The following is a 15,568-nucleotide window of genomic DNA, read 5'->3' on the forward strand; positions in this document are numbered from 1 at the left end:
GGAATTGAATAAACGTATCCTTTAGTCTAACAAAGTTTAGTCAATCTTTATCTTTGTAGCTCTAGTTGCAATAAAAGTTTTTATATGTTTGTCTAATATCCTTGTTCCGCCAAAATCATCCTCAAAGAATCCAGTTATAACAAATCCTGCATCAATTTGACCTTGAATTTGATCTTCCAAAGTGTGTGCGTATTCAATTGTTTGACTTGAATTGATGTAATCTTGAACGTCATTCTCAGGCAAATAGTCCAAAGTAGATGAAGGAATGGAGTGTTTAACATCAAGTATCCCTTTTCTTTCTAGGTTGTCATCAAAAATCCATAATAAAGGATTAGTAAAACCAGCAATTAAAATCCCTTTATTCTTTAACACTCTTGAAATCTCATTCCATACAGGATATACATCTTTTACAAACAAGTTGGAAACAGGATTAACTACAATATCAAAATATTCATCCTCAAAATCACTGAGATCTGACATGTTACCTTGAACAGTTTTTATAGTTAATCCACTACGTTTAGCTACCTTTTCATCTTGCTCTAACTGCTTTTTAGATATATCAGTAACTGTTACATCTGCTCCAGCAGCAGCCAGAACAGGTGCTTGTTGACCACCGCCTGATGCTAAGCATAGTATCTTTAACCCTTTTATGTATTTTGGAAACCAATCTCTTGGAACTGTTTTTTCAGTTGTGACAGTGATTGCCCATTCACCTGATTTACTTTTTTCAATTACTTCACTACTTACTGCTTGAGTGTATCTAGAACCTTCTTCAACCTTCTTATCCCATGCGTTGCTATTATGTTGTGTTGTATCCATCATATTTCCCCCTTGTTTAAGAGCAAAGTCTTTCTAAATTATAGCATCACCCTTATTTCGTCTTATAATTTATAATTGATCCTGTAGTTTAAGATATTTCTTCACATCTTTTAATTGATGTTACACGATCTGTCCTTATACTAGTTCCCGTAGCCTCACCATAGTAATACCGCAGTTGAAGGACATCTACATATATTCGTCCTCTTCTGTTTCTTCATCAAAGACTATCTCAAGTCGAGAACTTAAGAAATATCGACTACTGTTATATATATAACTTGATTGTTCTTTAAGAAAAATTCAATATGTCGATTCGATTCTTTATCAAAGTAACCGATCCTCTTATAGCTTTTATCTTCTTTATTCGTATAATAGTTCGATCCGTACTGCTGGATGACTTCCTCTTTGGTACTACCTACTTTGATCCCTTTAACCGTTTGATACACCTTACTATTGATCTGGTATTCGACGACTATATCATCATCTAATGTAATAGAAAGACCATCATTTCCATATGTTAAATGAGTGACTGAATCACTTTTTTCAATTCTCTTGGGTTTCCCTAGGTTCTTCTCTACACTTTCAGAATTATCTCTTAAACTTACCCCATTAGTCGATTCATCTTGTAATTCAGTAGATCGCACTTCGCTCATATAATCATAAGCATCTTTTTGAAGGACATCACATCCAGCTGCAGCTAAACTGGCTGCAAGAATGACTATAACTAGAAAACTCTTCTTCAAATCAATCACCTTCTTTTAGAAGTTTACTTCCACTTCTTAATGATAATGGATTTCTTCCTTTTCAACTATTGTTGAAGATAAAGTGAAAATTAAATGCCTTTTATCTCTTCCCATTCTTTTCTTAAAATTCCCATCTTAATTGCATCAAAATATTCACCATTAACCATTCTTGCATCTCTTATTCTCGCTTCTTCTTTCATTCCTAATTTATCTGCAACCTTTACCATCCTTGTGTTTCCTGACCAAGTAGACATACCTAATCTATGTATATCAGTAGATGTGAAAAGGTAATCAATCCAAAGTTCATAGGCTTCTGTACCAAAGCCTCCGTTCCAAAAATTGCTGTCATAAATAACAATCCCTGTTTCAAGCCAGTTTGTGTTTTTATCTACCCAATAAGCCCCAACATAACCAATAGGTTTTCCTTCGCATATTATAACAAGTGAAGCAGGTATGTCTGGAAAGATTTCCTTTTCCCAATCTTTTTGGTACTCATCTTTAGTCATTTTATCTTCTGGAATATAAGGTCCGTTCCACTTTTTAGCCTCTTGTTCCTTTTCTTCAAATTTCCAAAAATATAGTTCTTCAATATCCTTATTTGTTGCCCCTTTTAAAACAACTTTATTTCCTATAATTTCTATCATAATTAAAAAACTCTCCCTTTGTTCTATCTATGTAATAAACTTATCATAATTTTTCATATTGCATTAACCTGACCTGTACCTGGTCAAAAAGGTGGCTGCTTGTCAGTCAACGCGATTTGTTTGTAGAAGATCATTATATAAACAAAGCATGTGTTATTTTAGCAAAGTAATTATTGATTCCCTGTAACTAGATCAAAAGGAACCTCCTCACCATTACTAAAAGACTTAATATTATCGTACTTTTTATCTGCATTCACCTTATATAAGAGTTCATACTTCAAAGACTGGTTTGAATAGTCATCTGTTTTATCTCTGTTATAAAGAATATGTAAAGTATCACCGTTTCCTTCGACATCAAAACCGTTAAAAGGAACAGCCTTCTCCCCTTGTTTTACATTTGAAGCATTCAAATAGACATAAATAGTATTTTGTTTATCAAAGTAAAGATATATTCCGTTTTCATTTTTAACATTGCTAATAAACGTTTTGATGTCTTTATTAACAACATCCTTACTTACTTCAGAGAAGGATAGATCTTCACTACACCCAGATAAAAAAACTATACATAAAAGAGCTACTAATAACCTTCTCATCATCCCACCACCCTATTTTTTCCATTTTAACACACAGGCTGTTTTTACATATTATTATTTTTTTAGGGTACTGCTTCTATTTAAAAGTCTTCTCAATTCTTATGCCAAAAATGGCTTTAAACAAAATAAGCACCTTTCTTTATTCTAGAAAGGCGCTACTCTTGCTGAAGATTATTACAATGGTTATTGTATTTTCTGCTTAAAGACTAATACTTCTATTAGATTCAGCATCAGCTTCAAAAAAATGTTTTTTTGAAGGTAATAAGCTAAATAGACACAACGTTATGGATAATACCAACATTACTGAAGCACCAAAAAACACAACTGCCTGAATTGAAGTAATTTGAGCTACAACTCCCATAATGCTAGTTGCAGTTATAATTAAAATCGCTTGGATTAAGCTATAAGCACTTCCAATACGCCCCATAACATCAACTGGTATATTGTTCTGATAAAATGTTAGAAAGCCTGTATTAGCATAAGCGATGAAAAAAGCTAGGATAAAAAACCCCAGTGCTGCAATAATAAATGAACTTGAAGAAGCATAAATCATATATCCAGTTGACACTAGTACTGAACCTAAACCAATTAAAAATGAGGTTCTTAGTTTTTTAACTGCTAAAGAGTTAATTAATGCTCCAACTAAAATACCTGCCCCAGCAATGGTTACTAAAAAACCATACTCACTGTCTGACAAAAATAATACCTCTTTGGCAAAAGCTGCTTCAAGAGAATCTATAGCACTTGCCATAATGACCATTACACAACTAAACAAAAAGTAAATCATCATAATGTAACTAGATCCGCGACTAAATTCAACTACAGCATACCAATCCCTTTTAATTATTTCCATCGATAGCTTATTATTAGTTGAAGATATAACTGTTTGTTTTTCTATATCAGGCATTAGTAATGTAATCATACCTGAAATAAATAACGGAATTGCATTTGTATAGATTGCAAAAATTGGAGTTCCAATAAAGAACAATAACCCTGCAACTGCTGGCCCTATTAAAAATGCTCCAGAAGTAACTAGACTATGAAGGGAATTAAATTGTTTTCTTTGTTCTTGAGGAATTAACTTTGTAATATATGTCATTGAAGTTGGACTAAACATAGAACTCGCCATGCTTATAATAAATACTACTAAATAAATTTGTGAAATGGATGACATAAAAGGTAATAAAGCTATAAATACAGCTCGAAATATATCAAGAAAAACCATTAGTTTTCGTTTGTTTAATCGATCAATAATACTACCAGCCCAAAAATTCGTAAATAAAGTAGCCAGTGGTTTAATGATATAAAGTCCTGATACCGCAAGAGGTGAACCAGTCATATCCAAAACGATTAAATTAAGAGAAATGAAATAAATCCATTCACCCAAATTCGAGACCCCAATTCCAAGCAATAGGATTGAGGGATATTTCCAAGACGCAATTTTCCCCTTCAAAACCATTCCTACCACTCTCCTTTCTAACACAAAAACTAAAGAATCCTATCTACAAAATACAAATATTTACCTTTTCCGTATATAAATAACCCAGGAACAATACAAAAAAATCCCACCCCCAAGATCAATGTCTTGGGGACGAGATTTAATAATCGTGGTGCCACCTCAGTTTATTAATATGTCACCATATTAATCTTATCAGGTACAAAAAACTATTACCTTAGCTCTATAACGGGAGCTCCCGTCACACTATCCCCTAAAAGGTTCCAATATGATACTCAGAGGCTTGATTCAATAACCCCCCTTACTCCATTCCACCAAACGGAGCTCTTTAGAAAGAATGAATCTTATCTACTCTTCTCTTCATCGCATTTGTTATTAAAACTATATTACCATGACATTAACATAATATGTAAATATAAAATTGGTGACATGAGCTTCTTCCACAATATGGTCTTTCACATAAAAAAGACACGAATGTTACACATTCGCGATTTGATTGCCTCCTTGTTGAAGGAATGCACTCCATTAGTTGAATAATAATTCTTTAATTGGTAGCTGGAATCTCAACTATTTCATCCATTAGTTCATTTAGAAATGATAGTTATTTAGCAACAGTCACTATTTTTCGGAGGTATCACCAGTATTATTGCTAGTTGTCTTTGTACCATCGCGATTTTTAACACCTTTACTTTTGTAGGGTTTGGCACTTTTTGTCTTATTTGCACTAGCTTGCCAACGATTCCAACCTTTCTTACCTGTTCCTCTGCCTGTTCCGCCTTTACCCTTAGCTTTACTCATAGAATCAACTCCATTATTCTTGTACGTTAAGGTACCTATTGGTTAATCTTATCCATTTTACTTTGGTATAAAACCCAAACATAATGAAATATAAGCATATAATAGTCAGATATTGTTTTAAACAATAAAAATTCTAAAAGTCGATGTAAACTCTATTTTTTTCTAACCTGGTTAGTTTAATACCGTACTTGAAAAATGAACCGTTTACTTGAATAAGCTAAAAAGCGGTCAAGAACTGACCGCCTTTTACTTATACATTAACTTTATAATTCAGGGCTAACTCATCTCCAGGTAATCCCCTTATTCCCCAGTTATGTTTTGGTGTTTCAAAAATTGTGATCTCAACATCTTTAGGAGATATACTCAATTCACTATTTATACGTTCGAATAGTAGCTTTAGTAATTGTTTCTTAGCTACTACTACCGATCGACCTTCAAACATACTAACCTCAATTACGGTATATGCTTCAGTTCTCCCGCTTGCAAAATAAAAATCTTCAATGTCCATAGGGAAAAATCGATGAAATTTCTTATCTGAAGGAAATTCAAGTACTTCCACCATACACGAATGAATAACATTCGATAATGTTTCCTTAATTGGATTTAACCTGTCCTTAACCCCATAAATTTTAATTTGTCCCATTCTCATCTCACCTTTCTCTTCTCAACTCAACTAAACTCGGCTAACATTATAAAAATATTCTATAAAGAAATAAGAAATCCTTCTTCAGTATTCTGCCTCTTAATATATTTTTTCAAAACTCTTCCTATTTTTTTAGTAATTATCTACCCATATTATTAAACAATTTGGCCTTAATGAAAAAAAGCACAAATTACTGTGCTCTTTTTCGTTAAATATCTTTTTGAAAGTATTTGATTATTGAGCTGATGCCTTAACTTTCCACTTAACTGAGCATAAACCCTGGTTGTTTCACTTTTTCATGTCCTAGTAGACTTTGTATAGCACCTTTCCATTGACAATTTATCTATTTGTCGTAATCTAATATCCACTTATTGTATTTATTATAAATGTCCCGCTTCACTCTATAATCTAACAACTATACTAAAATTAATTCAAATATTAGAGAACTTACTAATAACCAAATTACTTCTATGCTTATAAAAGAATCTAACACACTACATTGTTTAATCTCAGCTATATTTTTTGCAACTTGTAAATTGATTGGCACAAAAAACAGAGAAAACAAAAAACCTCCTGAAAGTGCGATACAAAGATGGATAATCATCAAGTTAGAGGTGAATTCTGCCACTGTACTCCCAATTATAAAAAAAGGAACGCCAGCCCATATAAAAAATGTTAACGGTAACAAAAATGAGGCCACAATGACTAACATAAAGTTTTTTTTAAGCACTTTAGAATAGTTATAGAGATATAAGCTCATCATTATTCCCCCTGAAACTATAATGATATTACTTACTTTAATCAAAAAAACAGCAATTTCATAATTGCTTCCTAATTTTAACATGAATTACATCATTGTTTGTCAATAATATCGCCCTTAAAAAATGGTAAAGAGCGCAAATCCTTACCTGAGGAATGGCGCTTTCTATTTTGAGTTATTCATATTAAAATTAAGCTAACAGTTGAGAGATATTTATAAGCCAAGTCATTATACGAACAACTTGAAATGGTTCAAACCAAGTTATTAATAATAAAATTATAAAAAATGAGGCGAGTGATATGAACTTTATTTTCCCATTTTCCTTTTTCGTAATAGCAATAAAGCTAAGGATAACTCCTATTAATAAAAAGATACCCCCTATAAGTGCAATTGGTTCAAAATAACCATCTAATAGCAAGTTTAAGCCAAAAGATAATAAACTTAAAAAGATAAAAATTATTGACCATCTACTAAATAGTTTCATTATACCCCTACTTAAATTGATTTTAACTTCCTCTATATCTGCCCATTTGTTTAATTCTATTTCTTCATAAGCTCATAATCATTTTAACATAAATATCCATTTATAATATTCAACAACTTGTTCTTTAACACGATAAAGAACCCACATCCTTATTCAAGAATAGTGCTTCGTTTGCTTAAGATCAATGTCAAAATATATCTTTTAACCTATGAAATAATGAGATAATAGACAAAATTAATTTTGATTTTTATTAGTTGGCTAAATAGAAAATAAATTTCATATAGAGGTGGAATTATATGCCTAAAATTGACAATATGTTAGCAATTCTGTGGATGCTTCGTTCAGGTGAAAAAATTACTGCACAACAAATTTCAGAAAGGTTAGAAATTAATATAAGGACTGTATATCGTTATATTGATACAATTTCAACAAGTGGCGTACCTATAATTTCAGAACCAGGACATAACGGTGGATACACTTTATTAAACAATTTTATTGAGGCTCCTCTTTTTTTTGATTTTGAGGAGCAAACTTCACTATTTCACGCTGCTGTTTTTGCAGAAGAAGCCGGATATTACGGAGGTGAAGCACTAAATAGGGCCATTTCAAAACTAAGTAAATACTCAAATCAAGAGCAAAAATCAAAGATAAACCAACATTTAACTAGTCTTGAAGTAATAAGTCGATTAAGTTCACTCTCTATGGAACCTCTTTTGAAGGAGTTGGAGCAGGCCGTAGCTGACGGGTACTCAGTAAAAATTCTTTACCATAAAAGTGGCGAAAAGCAATTAAATGATAGATTGGTCGATCCGTACAGAATTATCTATTGGAATAATAAGTGGTATGTGATTGGATTTTGTCGTCTTAGGAATGATATCCGTAGTTTTAGAGTAGATCGAATTGAAAGTCTAATGCTGACTGAAAATAAGTTTAACCAGCCAGAAAATTTTTCAGCACGTGACTTTTTTATGAAAAACCTCCTTCCAACTATAGAAGATAAGGAAGGGATTACTTCTTTAGTTATTAATGGAAATGAAAGTACACTTAATGATGTTTCCCAACATTGGTTTTTAGGACATTATTTACAAGAACGGACTTCAAATCAAGCAGTTTTTCTTCTTGAAAAAGATATGATACATACATATGTACCTTATTTACTTTTACCGTACAATAAATCTATTAAAGTTATTGAGCCAATAAGTCTTAAGAAAAGACTTATTGAAATTCTGTCGGAATTAATAAAATTTCATCAAGTATGATAACTTCCCTGACGTTAACTGTCAGGGAAGTTTTATTATAATAGCTATATCAATTGTGATTGGAGTGTTATTGAATGCAAACAAAGAAAGTTTTTCTATATGTATTTAATACAATGTCGGACTGGGAATATGGATATTTAATTGCTGAACTAAACTCAGGAAGATATTTCAAAAAAGATCTAGCACCTTTAAAAGTAGTTACAGTAGGAGCTAATAAAGAAATGATTACTACTATGGGAGGACTGAGCATAAAACCAGATATTTCCCTTGATGAATGTACTCTTAAGAGTAAGGATCTTTTAATTTTACCAGGAGGGACTACTTGGAATGAAGAAGTTCATCAACCTATATTGGAAATAATCGGCGAAGCCTTAAAGCTTGGCACTATTGTTGCTGCAATTTGTGGTGCAACTGAAGCCCTTGCGAATATGGGATACTTAGATACTAGAAAGCATACAAGTAATAATTTAGAATACACTAAAATGGTATGTCCTAACTATAAAGGAGAAAAGTTTTATGAGGTGGGATCTGCGGTAACTGACACGAATTTAGTTACTGCATCAGGAATAGCTCCTCTGGAATTTGCGATGGAAGTACTGAAAAAATTAGATGTATTTGCACCAGATACATTACATTCATGGTATAACCTAAATAAGACTCATAAACCTGAATACTTCTTCCAGTTAATGAATTCAATAAATAAATGAGCTAAAAAATCAACTTAGCAGTTTTATATTAGTTCAAATAAAAATAATGAAGTAACTGAAAAGCTCACTTTCTCTATTTTGTTTTGCAGAGAAGTTGGGCTTTTTAATTTGCGCTTTTTCCTGACGCTACCCCCTAAAGTGAAAAATGAGCGCTTATCCTTGTTCTAGGATGTCGCTTTGTAAAAGTTGTAGCTCTTACCATTATAATTACCTACATTAATGGAATCTGAATCAGTTATTTTTCATTTCCTCTTAAATTCTGTGATACTTAATATCTTTGCTTTCAATATTTAAAAGGCACATCTCAGCATGAAATGCACCTCTACTTTTGAAGATCACTAATTATTAGATTTTTAGCTTCTATCATAATCGCGCTTTTGTTGAATAAGAGGATTAAATGTTTATTACGAAAATTAAAATGTTTTACACCATTATTTAGAATTATATTTTAAAATTAATGGAAGAATTGTTTCTTATTTATACCATAGCAAAAGAAGGATTGCCTGAAGTAATGATATCTGTAAATATGTTCGATGTTGATTCAAAGCACATTTGTTTTACTTACATTTGTTTAGAATATATATTGCTTTTATTATTGAAGTATAGAATTATCCTATTTAAAGAGATCAATAAAAAACCCAGAATTAGATAAACAAATAAAAAAGCGGTAATGAATAATGCGACATTAGAATAACTGCCAACGCCTACTGGAATTTCTCCATTAGGATTTAAAAAGAAGTAAGGATAAAACCCATCAAACAAGCCTCTCAACAATGAAACGGCAGTATAAAGTAAAGGATAAAACATCCAATAAAAGATGAATTTCAAGCTGTATTTTTTCTTAATTTCAAAAACTATCCAATTAATAAAGACGAGTATCGGAATTAAGTAATGAAGAGTAAAGTTAGTGATAATCCGAATTCCAACATATTCCCCACCACTAGCGAGAAGGAAGTGATAGGTAAAAATAACAACGAACATATAAATGATTGAACAGTTCTTTAAAAAATCGAGAAAGGGTATTTCGTTTTTTTTTGATAAAATAGCTAAACTGCTGAGTAAGAATGTTATGGAAACGATAAGATTAGTATGAATAGTGAGTTTTGTCGTAGAAATCAAAGAATCAGGAGAATAAACGATATGCAATACAACGCTAATGAAGCCTATGAATGAGATTAAGCTATGAAATACTAACTTTAATTTGAGCATTATTTCATCTACATTCAACAAATTGACCTACTCCTTTTATTAAAATTGATAAATAGGGCAATACCAAATTCTTCCTTGAGCCATAATTAAGCGATCCAACCAAATTTCAAAATTTATCTTTAAAGGAAGCGCATCTTCAAAACTCTTTCCATAAATTTATAAAGGTTTGCAGGTGTTTGTAACGGAAGATAATAATAAATTCACTCTAGAGTGTTGTTTGCCCAAAAAATGACCCAACAAAAGTATGATAAGTAAATGATCTATAAGTTTTTACAAATAAAGAACATAGTTAAATAATATTGGACATATAATTCTCATTAATTATTATAGATATATATAATATAATTAAGGAGATTTTATGAAACAATCATCTTTGGTTTTAGTGATAATTTCTATTATTATAGCTGTTGCAATTTATATTGTTGCCAGCACTATTTACAAAGGCGATTACATTAGTGAAGAGCATTATTTTGAAGGAAACTCTGAAAATTGGAGTATATCAGCAAAATTGGTTGAAACAGGTGATGAAACATATTCTCTCACTACAGAGATAGCCTATCTTGCTGAAGGAGAAGCTCCAGAAAGAGTGAGGTGGCTTCTTAATGGTAATAGGTTCAGTACAGGTGGTGAAGAATCCCTAACTGATGGTAGTATAATTAAAAAGGAACCACCTAGAGAAATAATAATTACAGAAAATGATAAAATTACATTTTCAATTGAGTGGAGTGATCAGTTAGAAGAGAATATTATATTGACTCCAAAAACAGATAAATAAAAATTACATTCGGCAAGATAGTAAAACTTCGTTTAATGGATACTTTTTTCTCTTGTTTTTTTATTTTGATAAGATATCAGTTACGTCTAAGATTATGATTAAACGTCAGATTAATCCATCTTTTTCAATTAGACTCCCCCTTCAAGAATATACTATTTTACCTTATTCACTTATGGCAAATTATTAATATGTTGTTAAGCGACCTTTCCTTATAAATAAAAAAACAGCTATCCTTATTCAAGAACAGCGCTTTGTTAAATTGAATATTTTATTAAAAGAAAATATTAACATTCCGCAAATCATAGATCCTCCCACAAATGATAACAAATAAAAATAAGGGGAGGATATAACATAACCAAATGCTACTTCATTTTGAAGCGTTTCTACTTTATCCCACGCACCTGCAATATCCGGTTTATAGTATTTGGTTTTTATATAACCAACCGACATAATACCTACAAAATAAATAAAATGTAATATTATTGAGCAAATAATTGATTGAAGCATTATCTTCATTTAAACTTCACCTCTACAATTCCATATTACCACGATAACCCATACTTTCATTCCCCTAGTCTCGAAAAAATTCACTTTCTAATGATCCCTTCCTTATCCAAGGATATGGCCTTAAACTTAAAAAAGCACCTTTCCTTAGTTCCAGAAAAGCGCATTTATTGCTGAAGAATAATATCAATAAAACAAACAATTATAATAAAATTTTAGTAAGAATGAACAAAGGAAAAGAATTTACTTTTTGGGCTGATCAAGTGCTTGGTAAGCTACCTGGTACTTTCCTCCATCGGCAACTTCTGAATGGTACAAGGCCTTAAGGGCATTGTTTTTTTCAAGACCCATTTCTACCTTTAGTTCTTTAAAGCGGGTATGCAGTTCTTTATTTTCCTTAATTAGTTGTTGCATTTGCGATTTTATGTACTTCAAAATATTTAGCTCCTTTCTGAATCTCTGAGTTTAGCCTAAATTTTAACTAGAAATAACCTGTTTAAAAAGATCCCTAAATTGCTCCCGGTCTTCTGCTGTAAAAGGCTTTGGTCCCTTTGTTCGCTGTCCACTTTTTCGAGCCATTGCACTTAAATAACGTGTTTGCAATTTGCAATAATTGGTCAATATTTTCATTTGTATAACTGAATCCTGTATGGTGGAGGACGATAATTCCTTTTGCTAAACCTAGCGACGCAAGACCATAATCTTGCGTCACAATAATATCTCCTTTTTCTACCAACTTCACAATCCGATAATCTGCAGCATCTGCTCCAGAATCAACATAAATGGTTTCCACTCCTGTTGGCTGTTCTGCATTAGAAAAATGAGAAAAGCTTGTAACGAGGATAACCCGGATTTCTAAATTCCTTGCTTCAGAAATAATAATATCTTTCACCGGACAAGCATCTGCATCCACATAAATTTTCATTTTCTTCCTCCTGTCAAGAAGTTCGACTTACTATTTAACTTAATCTTTTTCAACTATAAAAGGGACTGGTGACTTTTGTTTAAAAATAATAAAGAGTTCTTCCTTTTGCTGTATTTTTCTATCCTCATATTATACTTAATAGAATTGTGTTGGCAAATGGTCATTCAATTGACATCAAAAGATACCTTAGAACTAAATTCTTGATTAGAAAGTCACACTTTTTATACAACAAAAGACCTCATCTACCAATAACAATATTGTTTGTTGAAGCTCCCATTAAAGAAGCACTTCTATAGGGTTACATTTTTATTCACTTGAAAGATTCAGCTATACTTATCATCGTTTCTTTCGTTACTTTAGTATCTAGACCTATTGTTTGATAGTTTAAAAAGTAATGATACTTCCCATCATTCCATACCAAATCTAATCCAGTAATTTCATCGTCAGTAAAAGAACCTTCAAGTTCGTTAATCTTTACCGTTTCTTCAAAGTCTCCACTATATGTTACATCCCCAAGGTGAATTCTTAAATTAAAGGCCTCACCACTCTCTCCTATAAACTCAATTGGATATATTTGTGATTCATGAGGAGGCATTTGAAGTTCATATACCTTGATTTTCATTGGGAATTTAGTAGGTAGTTTAGGCTTAATTCCTTGGTCATTTAGTTCTTTCAATAATTCACTTTGCTCGAATTCAACTAAATTTTGTTCATTGCTGCAACTTGCGATAAGAAACAATGAAAATGCCATGAACACCAACATTATTTTTTTCAAGATTATTCCCCCTCTTATTAGAGATTACGGAATTATAACTAAAAAAGTTTCATATTTCCTTTTCAATCATTTTAATACAATAAAGGTGGGCTTTCTTAACCTTCTAAAGCTACTCTGTCTCAGGATTAAAGACAAAGAAAGATGGACTGCTAAAACAGCCCATCCTTGTTCAATTATACCGCTTCTGTTTTTTGAAGATGAATCTCTGTTAGAGAAGGAATAAGGTATAAATTATAAATCCTATTATTAATACTAGAATAAGAATACCAGTTCCTTTTCAGCTTAAACCACCAACTAAATCAGACAATCCTCCACCGTGAACACTTCCAGCAGGATTTCTTTTTAATTCTTCTTGACGCATTCTCTCTCTTCTTGTCTCAGGATTTTCTCTTTCTTCACTCATATTGTCTCTTCCCTATTATAATTACAAAAACAACACAATTAGTTGCAATCTTATTCAAGAACAGCGCTATTATTGTTGAAGATCAATAATATTTTTAAAGGTCCTTGAAGCCGGACTGTGCTCATTTAACTATTGCCACCCGTTCTCTAAATAAATAGCTTACTCTGTATTTTAACTTTAACTAACGTATATTCATTCGAATACAGGACGCATAAAGCTTCTCTCATAACTTAAAATACATTTAGTGTCTTCTGTAAATTTATATGCTTCTTGACATTCTGCATCTAACGACATTTTTGCTCGGTACTCTTCATATGCAGCTAAGCTTGAGAAAGTGAATAATGCATAAGCAATGTTATTAGCACCCTCATGCGGAAGAAAATAACCATGATGTGTACCCCCTAATTTATTAACCAGTCGAATCCACATCTTACCATATTCTTCAAAATCCTTTACTTTATAAGGGTCAATAACATATTTCAAATAACATGTAACCATTTCAATCCTCCACATAATTTATTTTTTCTCCATTACGATGTGATACACTCAATAATGAAAATCAGATTATTTAAGTTTGAAAACTAAAATTCCAATAATCATAATTCCTAATCCAATTGATTTGTTAGCAGTAAATGCTAGCTTTTCAGTTCCAAACAAACCAAAGGTATCGATAATTAATGCCATGATTAATTGAGATATCAACAATATAGAAACGGCATAGGTTGGCCCAATCACCGTAATCCCTTTCATGACGCTGTAAACGATAATCGCCCCAAATACACCTCCTAACAGATATAATTTATTGACATCGTTCAATTTATAAATACTGCCATCCCTTATAACCATGAATAATAGAAGAGACACAATAAACCCTAAACCATGTACAATGGTACTGGTCTGCCACAAACCGAGTTTTTCACTCAGTCTCGTATTAAAAATAGATTGTAAGCTTATTAAAATCCCTGCAAGAAAAGAAAAAAGAACTCCTTGCATAAAATTCCCCCCCTATTCATATATGTTGCCAATCGCTAGTTCCTTTAATTTTTGTATATCTTTTATATAAAGACCCTCTTTTTTTCTTTCGATAATAGACTCTAAACAAAGTTTTTTTACGACTCTGTTTAAATGCCTGTAACTGGTACCAAGTAAATCAGCCACTTCGGTTAATTTTGGCGTTCTCATATCCTCAGAAAATATGTAGTTGTTTTCTTCGCTCATAACGGATAAAAGATAACTGGCAAGTCTGTTTTCAACTGGATAAAGAAGATTTAAACTCGTAAAATTAGAAAATGAATATAATTTATGACTGATTTTTTGAAGAATGAATTGTAGAAATTCTGGATTATTATAAAATGTCTTATATAATATATGAAAATTAATTCCTATTAATAAACTTTCATATACAGATTCCACATTAACCTTAACCTCGTATTGAGTTGTAAATTCGATATCACCTATAATCGCCAAGGGATTGTTAAACCTTAATAACAGTGATCTCCCATTTGGCAGTGTTGTAAATACTTTTAATTTACCTTTGACCAAGAAATACATTTGATCCAACTTATCCCCGTTCGAACAAAGAATCTCTCCTTTATTCAATTGATACATTTGCATATCTTGCAGTATTTCTTGATTAAACAGAATGTCTAGTTTATGTTCTTGTAAGTGAAATCTTAATAGGTCTTGATTAAACATTTCATTCATTTAAAACCTCCTGAAAATAATTAACTACGGGTTTCTTTATTCTAATTAAAAAGCATTTTCTTCAAGAAAAAAAGGACATATGTCCTTTTTTTTTACTTAATTTATTAAACTAAATGGTTCAATTCAAAAAGGACGCCTTATATTTTGGAATAGCCCTTTTTTTGTGGAAGATTATATCTATAGAAAAATTCCAATTAGGTTTAGTATGGGGTAACCGACTACCTACTGCTTGCTTTTTTATTAACGATTATTCCCAAAGCAATAAGGATAATCGAAACTAGTAAAGCAGTTCCAACCCCAACAGGTGTAAAAAAGCTTATAAGCAATATTAAAATACCTAAGACTATTAATCCGCTACCCATATAAACAC

21 protein-coding genes, 2 pseudogenes and 1 other annotated feature are annotated in these 15,568 nt (G+C 31.7%); of the genes and pseudogenes, 3 read left to right on the top strand and 20 right to left on the bottom strand.

Going from position 1 to position 15,568, the window contains the following annotated elements; translation table 11 throughout:
• Positions 1-36: 36 nt before the first annotated feature.
• From D9842_RS08600 to D9842_RS08645, 9 genes are all read right to left on the bottom strand, one after another.
• Positions 37-819 carry a class I SAM-dependent methyltransferase gene (locus tag D9842_RS08600; protein WP_121662173.1) on the bottom strand — a complete coding sequence of 261 codons (783 nt, stop codon included), beginning with the start codon at positions 817-819 and terminating at the stop codon, positions 37-39.
• A gap of 242 nt (positions 820-1,061) precedes the next feature.
• Complete coding sequence (locus D9842_RS08605) at positions 1,062-1,559, bottom strand: hypothetical protein (protein ID WP_121662174.1); 498 nt, start codon at positions 1,557-1,559, stop codon at positions 1,062-1,064.
• A gap of 89 nt (positions 1,560-1,648) precedes the next feature.
• Complete coding sequence (locus D9842_RS08610; protein ID WP_121662175.1) at positions 1,649-2,203, bottom strand: GNAT family N-acetyltransferase; 555 nt, start codon at positions 2,201-2,203, stop codon at positions 1,649-1,651.
• A gap of 170 nt (positions 2,204-2,373) precedes the next feature.
• Positions 2,374-2,796, bottom strand: coding sequence for a hypothetical protein (locus D9842_RS08615; RefSeq protein WP_121662176.1), 423 nt, complete (start codon positions 2,794-2,796; stop codon positions 2,374-2,376).
• A 199-nt stretch (positions 2,797-2,995) separates the two neighbouring features.
• Positions 2,996-4,249 carry an MFS transporter gene (locus D9842_RS08620; protein ID WP_373995122.1) on the bottom strand — a complete coding sequence of 418 codons (1,254 nt, stop codon included), beginning with the start codon at positions 4,247-4,249 and terminating at the stop codon, positions 2,996-2,998.
• A gap of 131 nt (positions 4,250-4,380) precedes the next feature.
• Positions 4,381-4,625: a binding site (T-box leader), on the bottom strand.
• A 245-nt stretch (positions 4,626-4,870) separates the two neighbouring features.
• Positions 4,871-5,050: a DUF3934 family protein gene (locus D9842_RS08625; protein ID WP_121662178.1), complete on the bottom strand. Its 180-nt coding sequence runs from the start codon at positions 5,048-5,050 to the stop codon at positions 4,871-4,873.
• 250 nt (positions 5,051-5,300) lie between these two features.
• A complete protein-coding gene (locus D9842_RS08630) occupies positions 5,301-5,693 on the bottom strand; it encodes a tautomerase family protein (protein ID WP_121662179.1) in 393 nt (130 codons plus the stop codon).
• 415 nt (positions 5,694-6,108) lie between these two features.
• Positions 6,109-6,537 (bottom strand): hypothetical protein, encoded by a 429-nt coding sequence (locus tag D9842_RS08640; protein ID WP_257536019.1) that lies wholly within the window; start codon positions 6,535-6,537, stop codon positions 6,109-6,111.
• A 106-nt stretch (positions 6,538-6,643) separates the two neighbouring features.
• The gene (locus tag D9842_RS08645) at positions 6,644-6,937 is read right to left on the bottom strand and encodes a hypothetical protein (protein WP_121662181.1); all 294 of its coding nucleotides are present in this window, start codon (positions 6,935-6,937) and stop codon (positions 6,644-6,646) included.
• Between the two features lie 296 nt (positions 6,938-7,233).
• On the opposite strand from D9842_RS08645, the gene D9842_RS08650 reads away from it, so the two are divergent.
• Both D9842_RS08650 and D9842_RS08655 read left to right on the top strand, forming a co-directional pair.
• Positions 7,234-8,196, top strand: coding sequence for a helix-turn-helix transcriptional regulator (locus tag D9842_RS08650; protein WP_121662182.1), 963 nt, complete (start codon positions 7,234-7,236; stop codon positions 8,194-8,196).
• Positions 8,197-8,270: 74 nt separating this feature from the next.
• On the top strand, positions 8,271-8,903 hold the full coding sequence (locus tag D9842_RS08655) for a type 1 glutamine amidotransferase family protein (RefSeq protein ID WP_121662183.1): 633 nt from the start codon (positions 8,271-8,273) through the stop codon (positions 8,901-8,903).
• Positions 8,904-9,464: 561 nt separating this feature from the next.
• Here D9842_RS08655 and D9842_RS08660 read toward each other — a convergent pair.
• Positions 9,465-10,133 carry a Pr6Pr family membrane protein gene (locus D9842_RS08660; RefSeq protein ID WP_121662184.1) on the bottom strand — a complete coding sequence of 223 codons (669 nt, stop codon included), beginning with the start codon at positions 10,131-10,133 and terminating at the stop codon, positions 9,465-9,467.
• 337 nt (positions 10,134-10,470) lie between these two features.
• Between D9842_RS08660 and D9842_RS08665 the strand changes: the two genes are divergently transcribed.
• Positions 10,471-10,887 (top strand): hypothetical protein, encoded by a 417-nt coding sequence (locus D9842_RS08665; protein WP_121662185.1) that lies wholly within the window; start codon positions 10,471-10,473, stop codon positions 10,885-10,887.
• A 237-nt stretch (positions 10,888-11,124) separates the two neighbouring features.
• Here the strand turns inward: D9842_RS08665 and D9842_RS08670 are convergent, their stop codons facing one another.
• The 10 genes and pseudogenes from D9842_RS08670 to D9842_RS25805 form a co-directional block, all read right to left on the bottom strand.
• The gene (locus tag D9842_RS08670; RefSeq protein WP_121662186.1) at positions 11,125-11,403 is read right to left on the bottom strand and encodes a hypothetical protein; all 279 of its coding nucleotides are present in this window, start codon (positions 11,401-11,403) and stop codon (positions 11,125-11,127) included.
• 231 nt (positions 11,404-11,634) lie between these two features.
• A complete protein-coding gene (locus D9842_RS08675; RefSeq protein WP_121662187.1) occupies positions 11,635-11,826 on the bottom strand; it encodes a hypothetical protein in 192 nt (63 codons plus the stop codon).
• A gap of 42 nt (positions 11,827-11,868) precedes the next feature.
• Positions 11,869-12,021 carry a DUF188 domain-containing protein gene (locus D9842_RS26670; RefSeq protein WP_373995100.1) on the bottom strand — a complete coding sequence of 51 codons (153 nt, stop codon included), beginning with the start codon at positions 12,019-12,021 and terminating at the stop codon, positions 11,869-11,871.
• Positions 11,987-12,316: pseudogene (locus D9842_RS08680) on the bottom strand (YaiI/YqxD family protein); the annotation flags it as partial. The pseudogene D9842_RS08680 and the gene D9842_RS26670, both read right to left, overlap by 35 nt.
• 310 nt (positions 12,317-12,626) lie before the next feature.
• Entirely contained in the window at positions 12,627-13,091 is a 465-nt protein-coding gene (locus D9842_RS08685; protein WP_162987369.1) for a hypothetical protein, read from the bottom strand.
• Positions 13,092-13,299: 208 nt separating this feature from the next.
• A pseudogene (locus D9842_RS08695) lies at positions 13,300-13,494 on the bottom strand (DUF6366 family protein).
• Between the two features lie 192 nt (positions 13,495-13,686).
• On the bottom strand, positions 13,687-13,992 hold the full coding sequence (locus D9842_RS08700) for an NIPSNAP family protein (protein WP_121662190.1): 306 nt from the start codon (positions 13,990-13,992) through the stop codon (positions 13,687-13,689).
• A gap of 66 nt (positions 13,993-14,058) precedes the next feature.
• Positions 14,059-14,487, bottom strand: coding sequence for a DMT family transporter (locus tag D9842_RS08705; protein ID WP_121662191.1), 429 nt, complete (start codon positions 14,485-14,487; stop codon positions 14,059-14,061).
• Between the two features lie 12 nt (positions 14,488-14,499).
• Positions 14,500-15,198: a Crp/Fnr family transcriptional regulator gene (locus D9842_RS08710; protein WP_121662192.1), complete on the bottom strand. Its 699-nt coding sequence runs from the start codon at positions 15,196-15,198 to the stop codon at positions 14,500-14,502.
• 218 nt (positions 15,199-15,416) lie between these two features.
• Positions 15,417-15,560 carry a hypothetical protein gene (locus tag D9842_RS25805; protein WP_162987370.1) on the bottom strand — a complete coding sequence of 48 codons (144 nt, stop codon included), beginning with the start codon at positions 15,558-15,560 and terminating at the stop codon, positions 15,417-15,419.
• Between the last annotated feature and the right edge of the window lie 8 nt (positions 15,561-15,568).

The organism is Metabacillus litoralis, from assembly GCF_003667825.1.
Classification (GTDB): Bacteria; Bacillota; Bacilli; order Bacillales; family Bacillaceae; genus Metabacillus; species Metabacillus litoralis_B.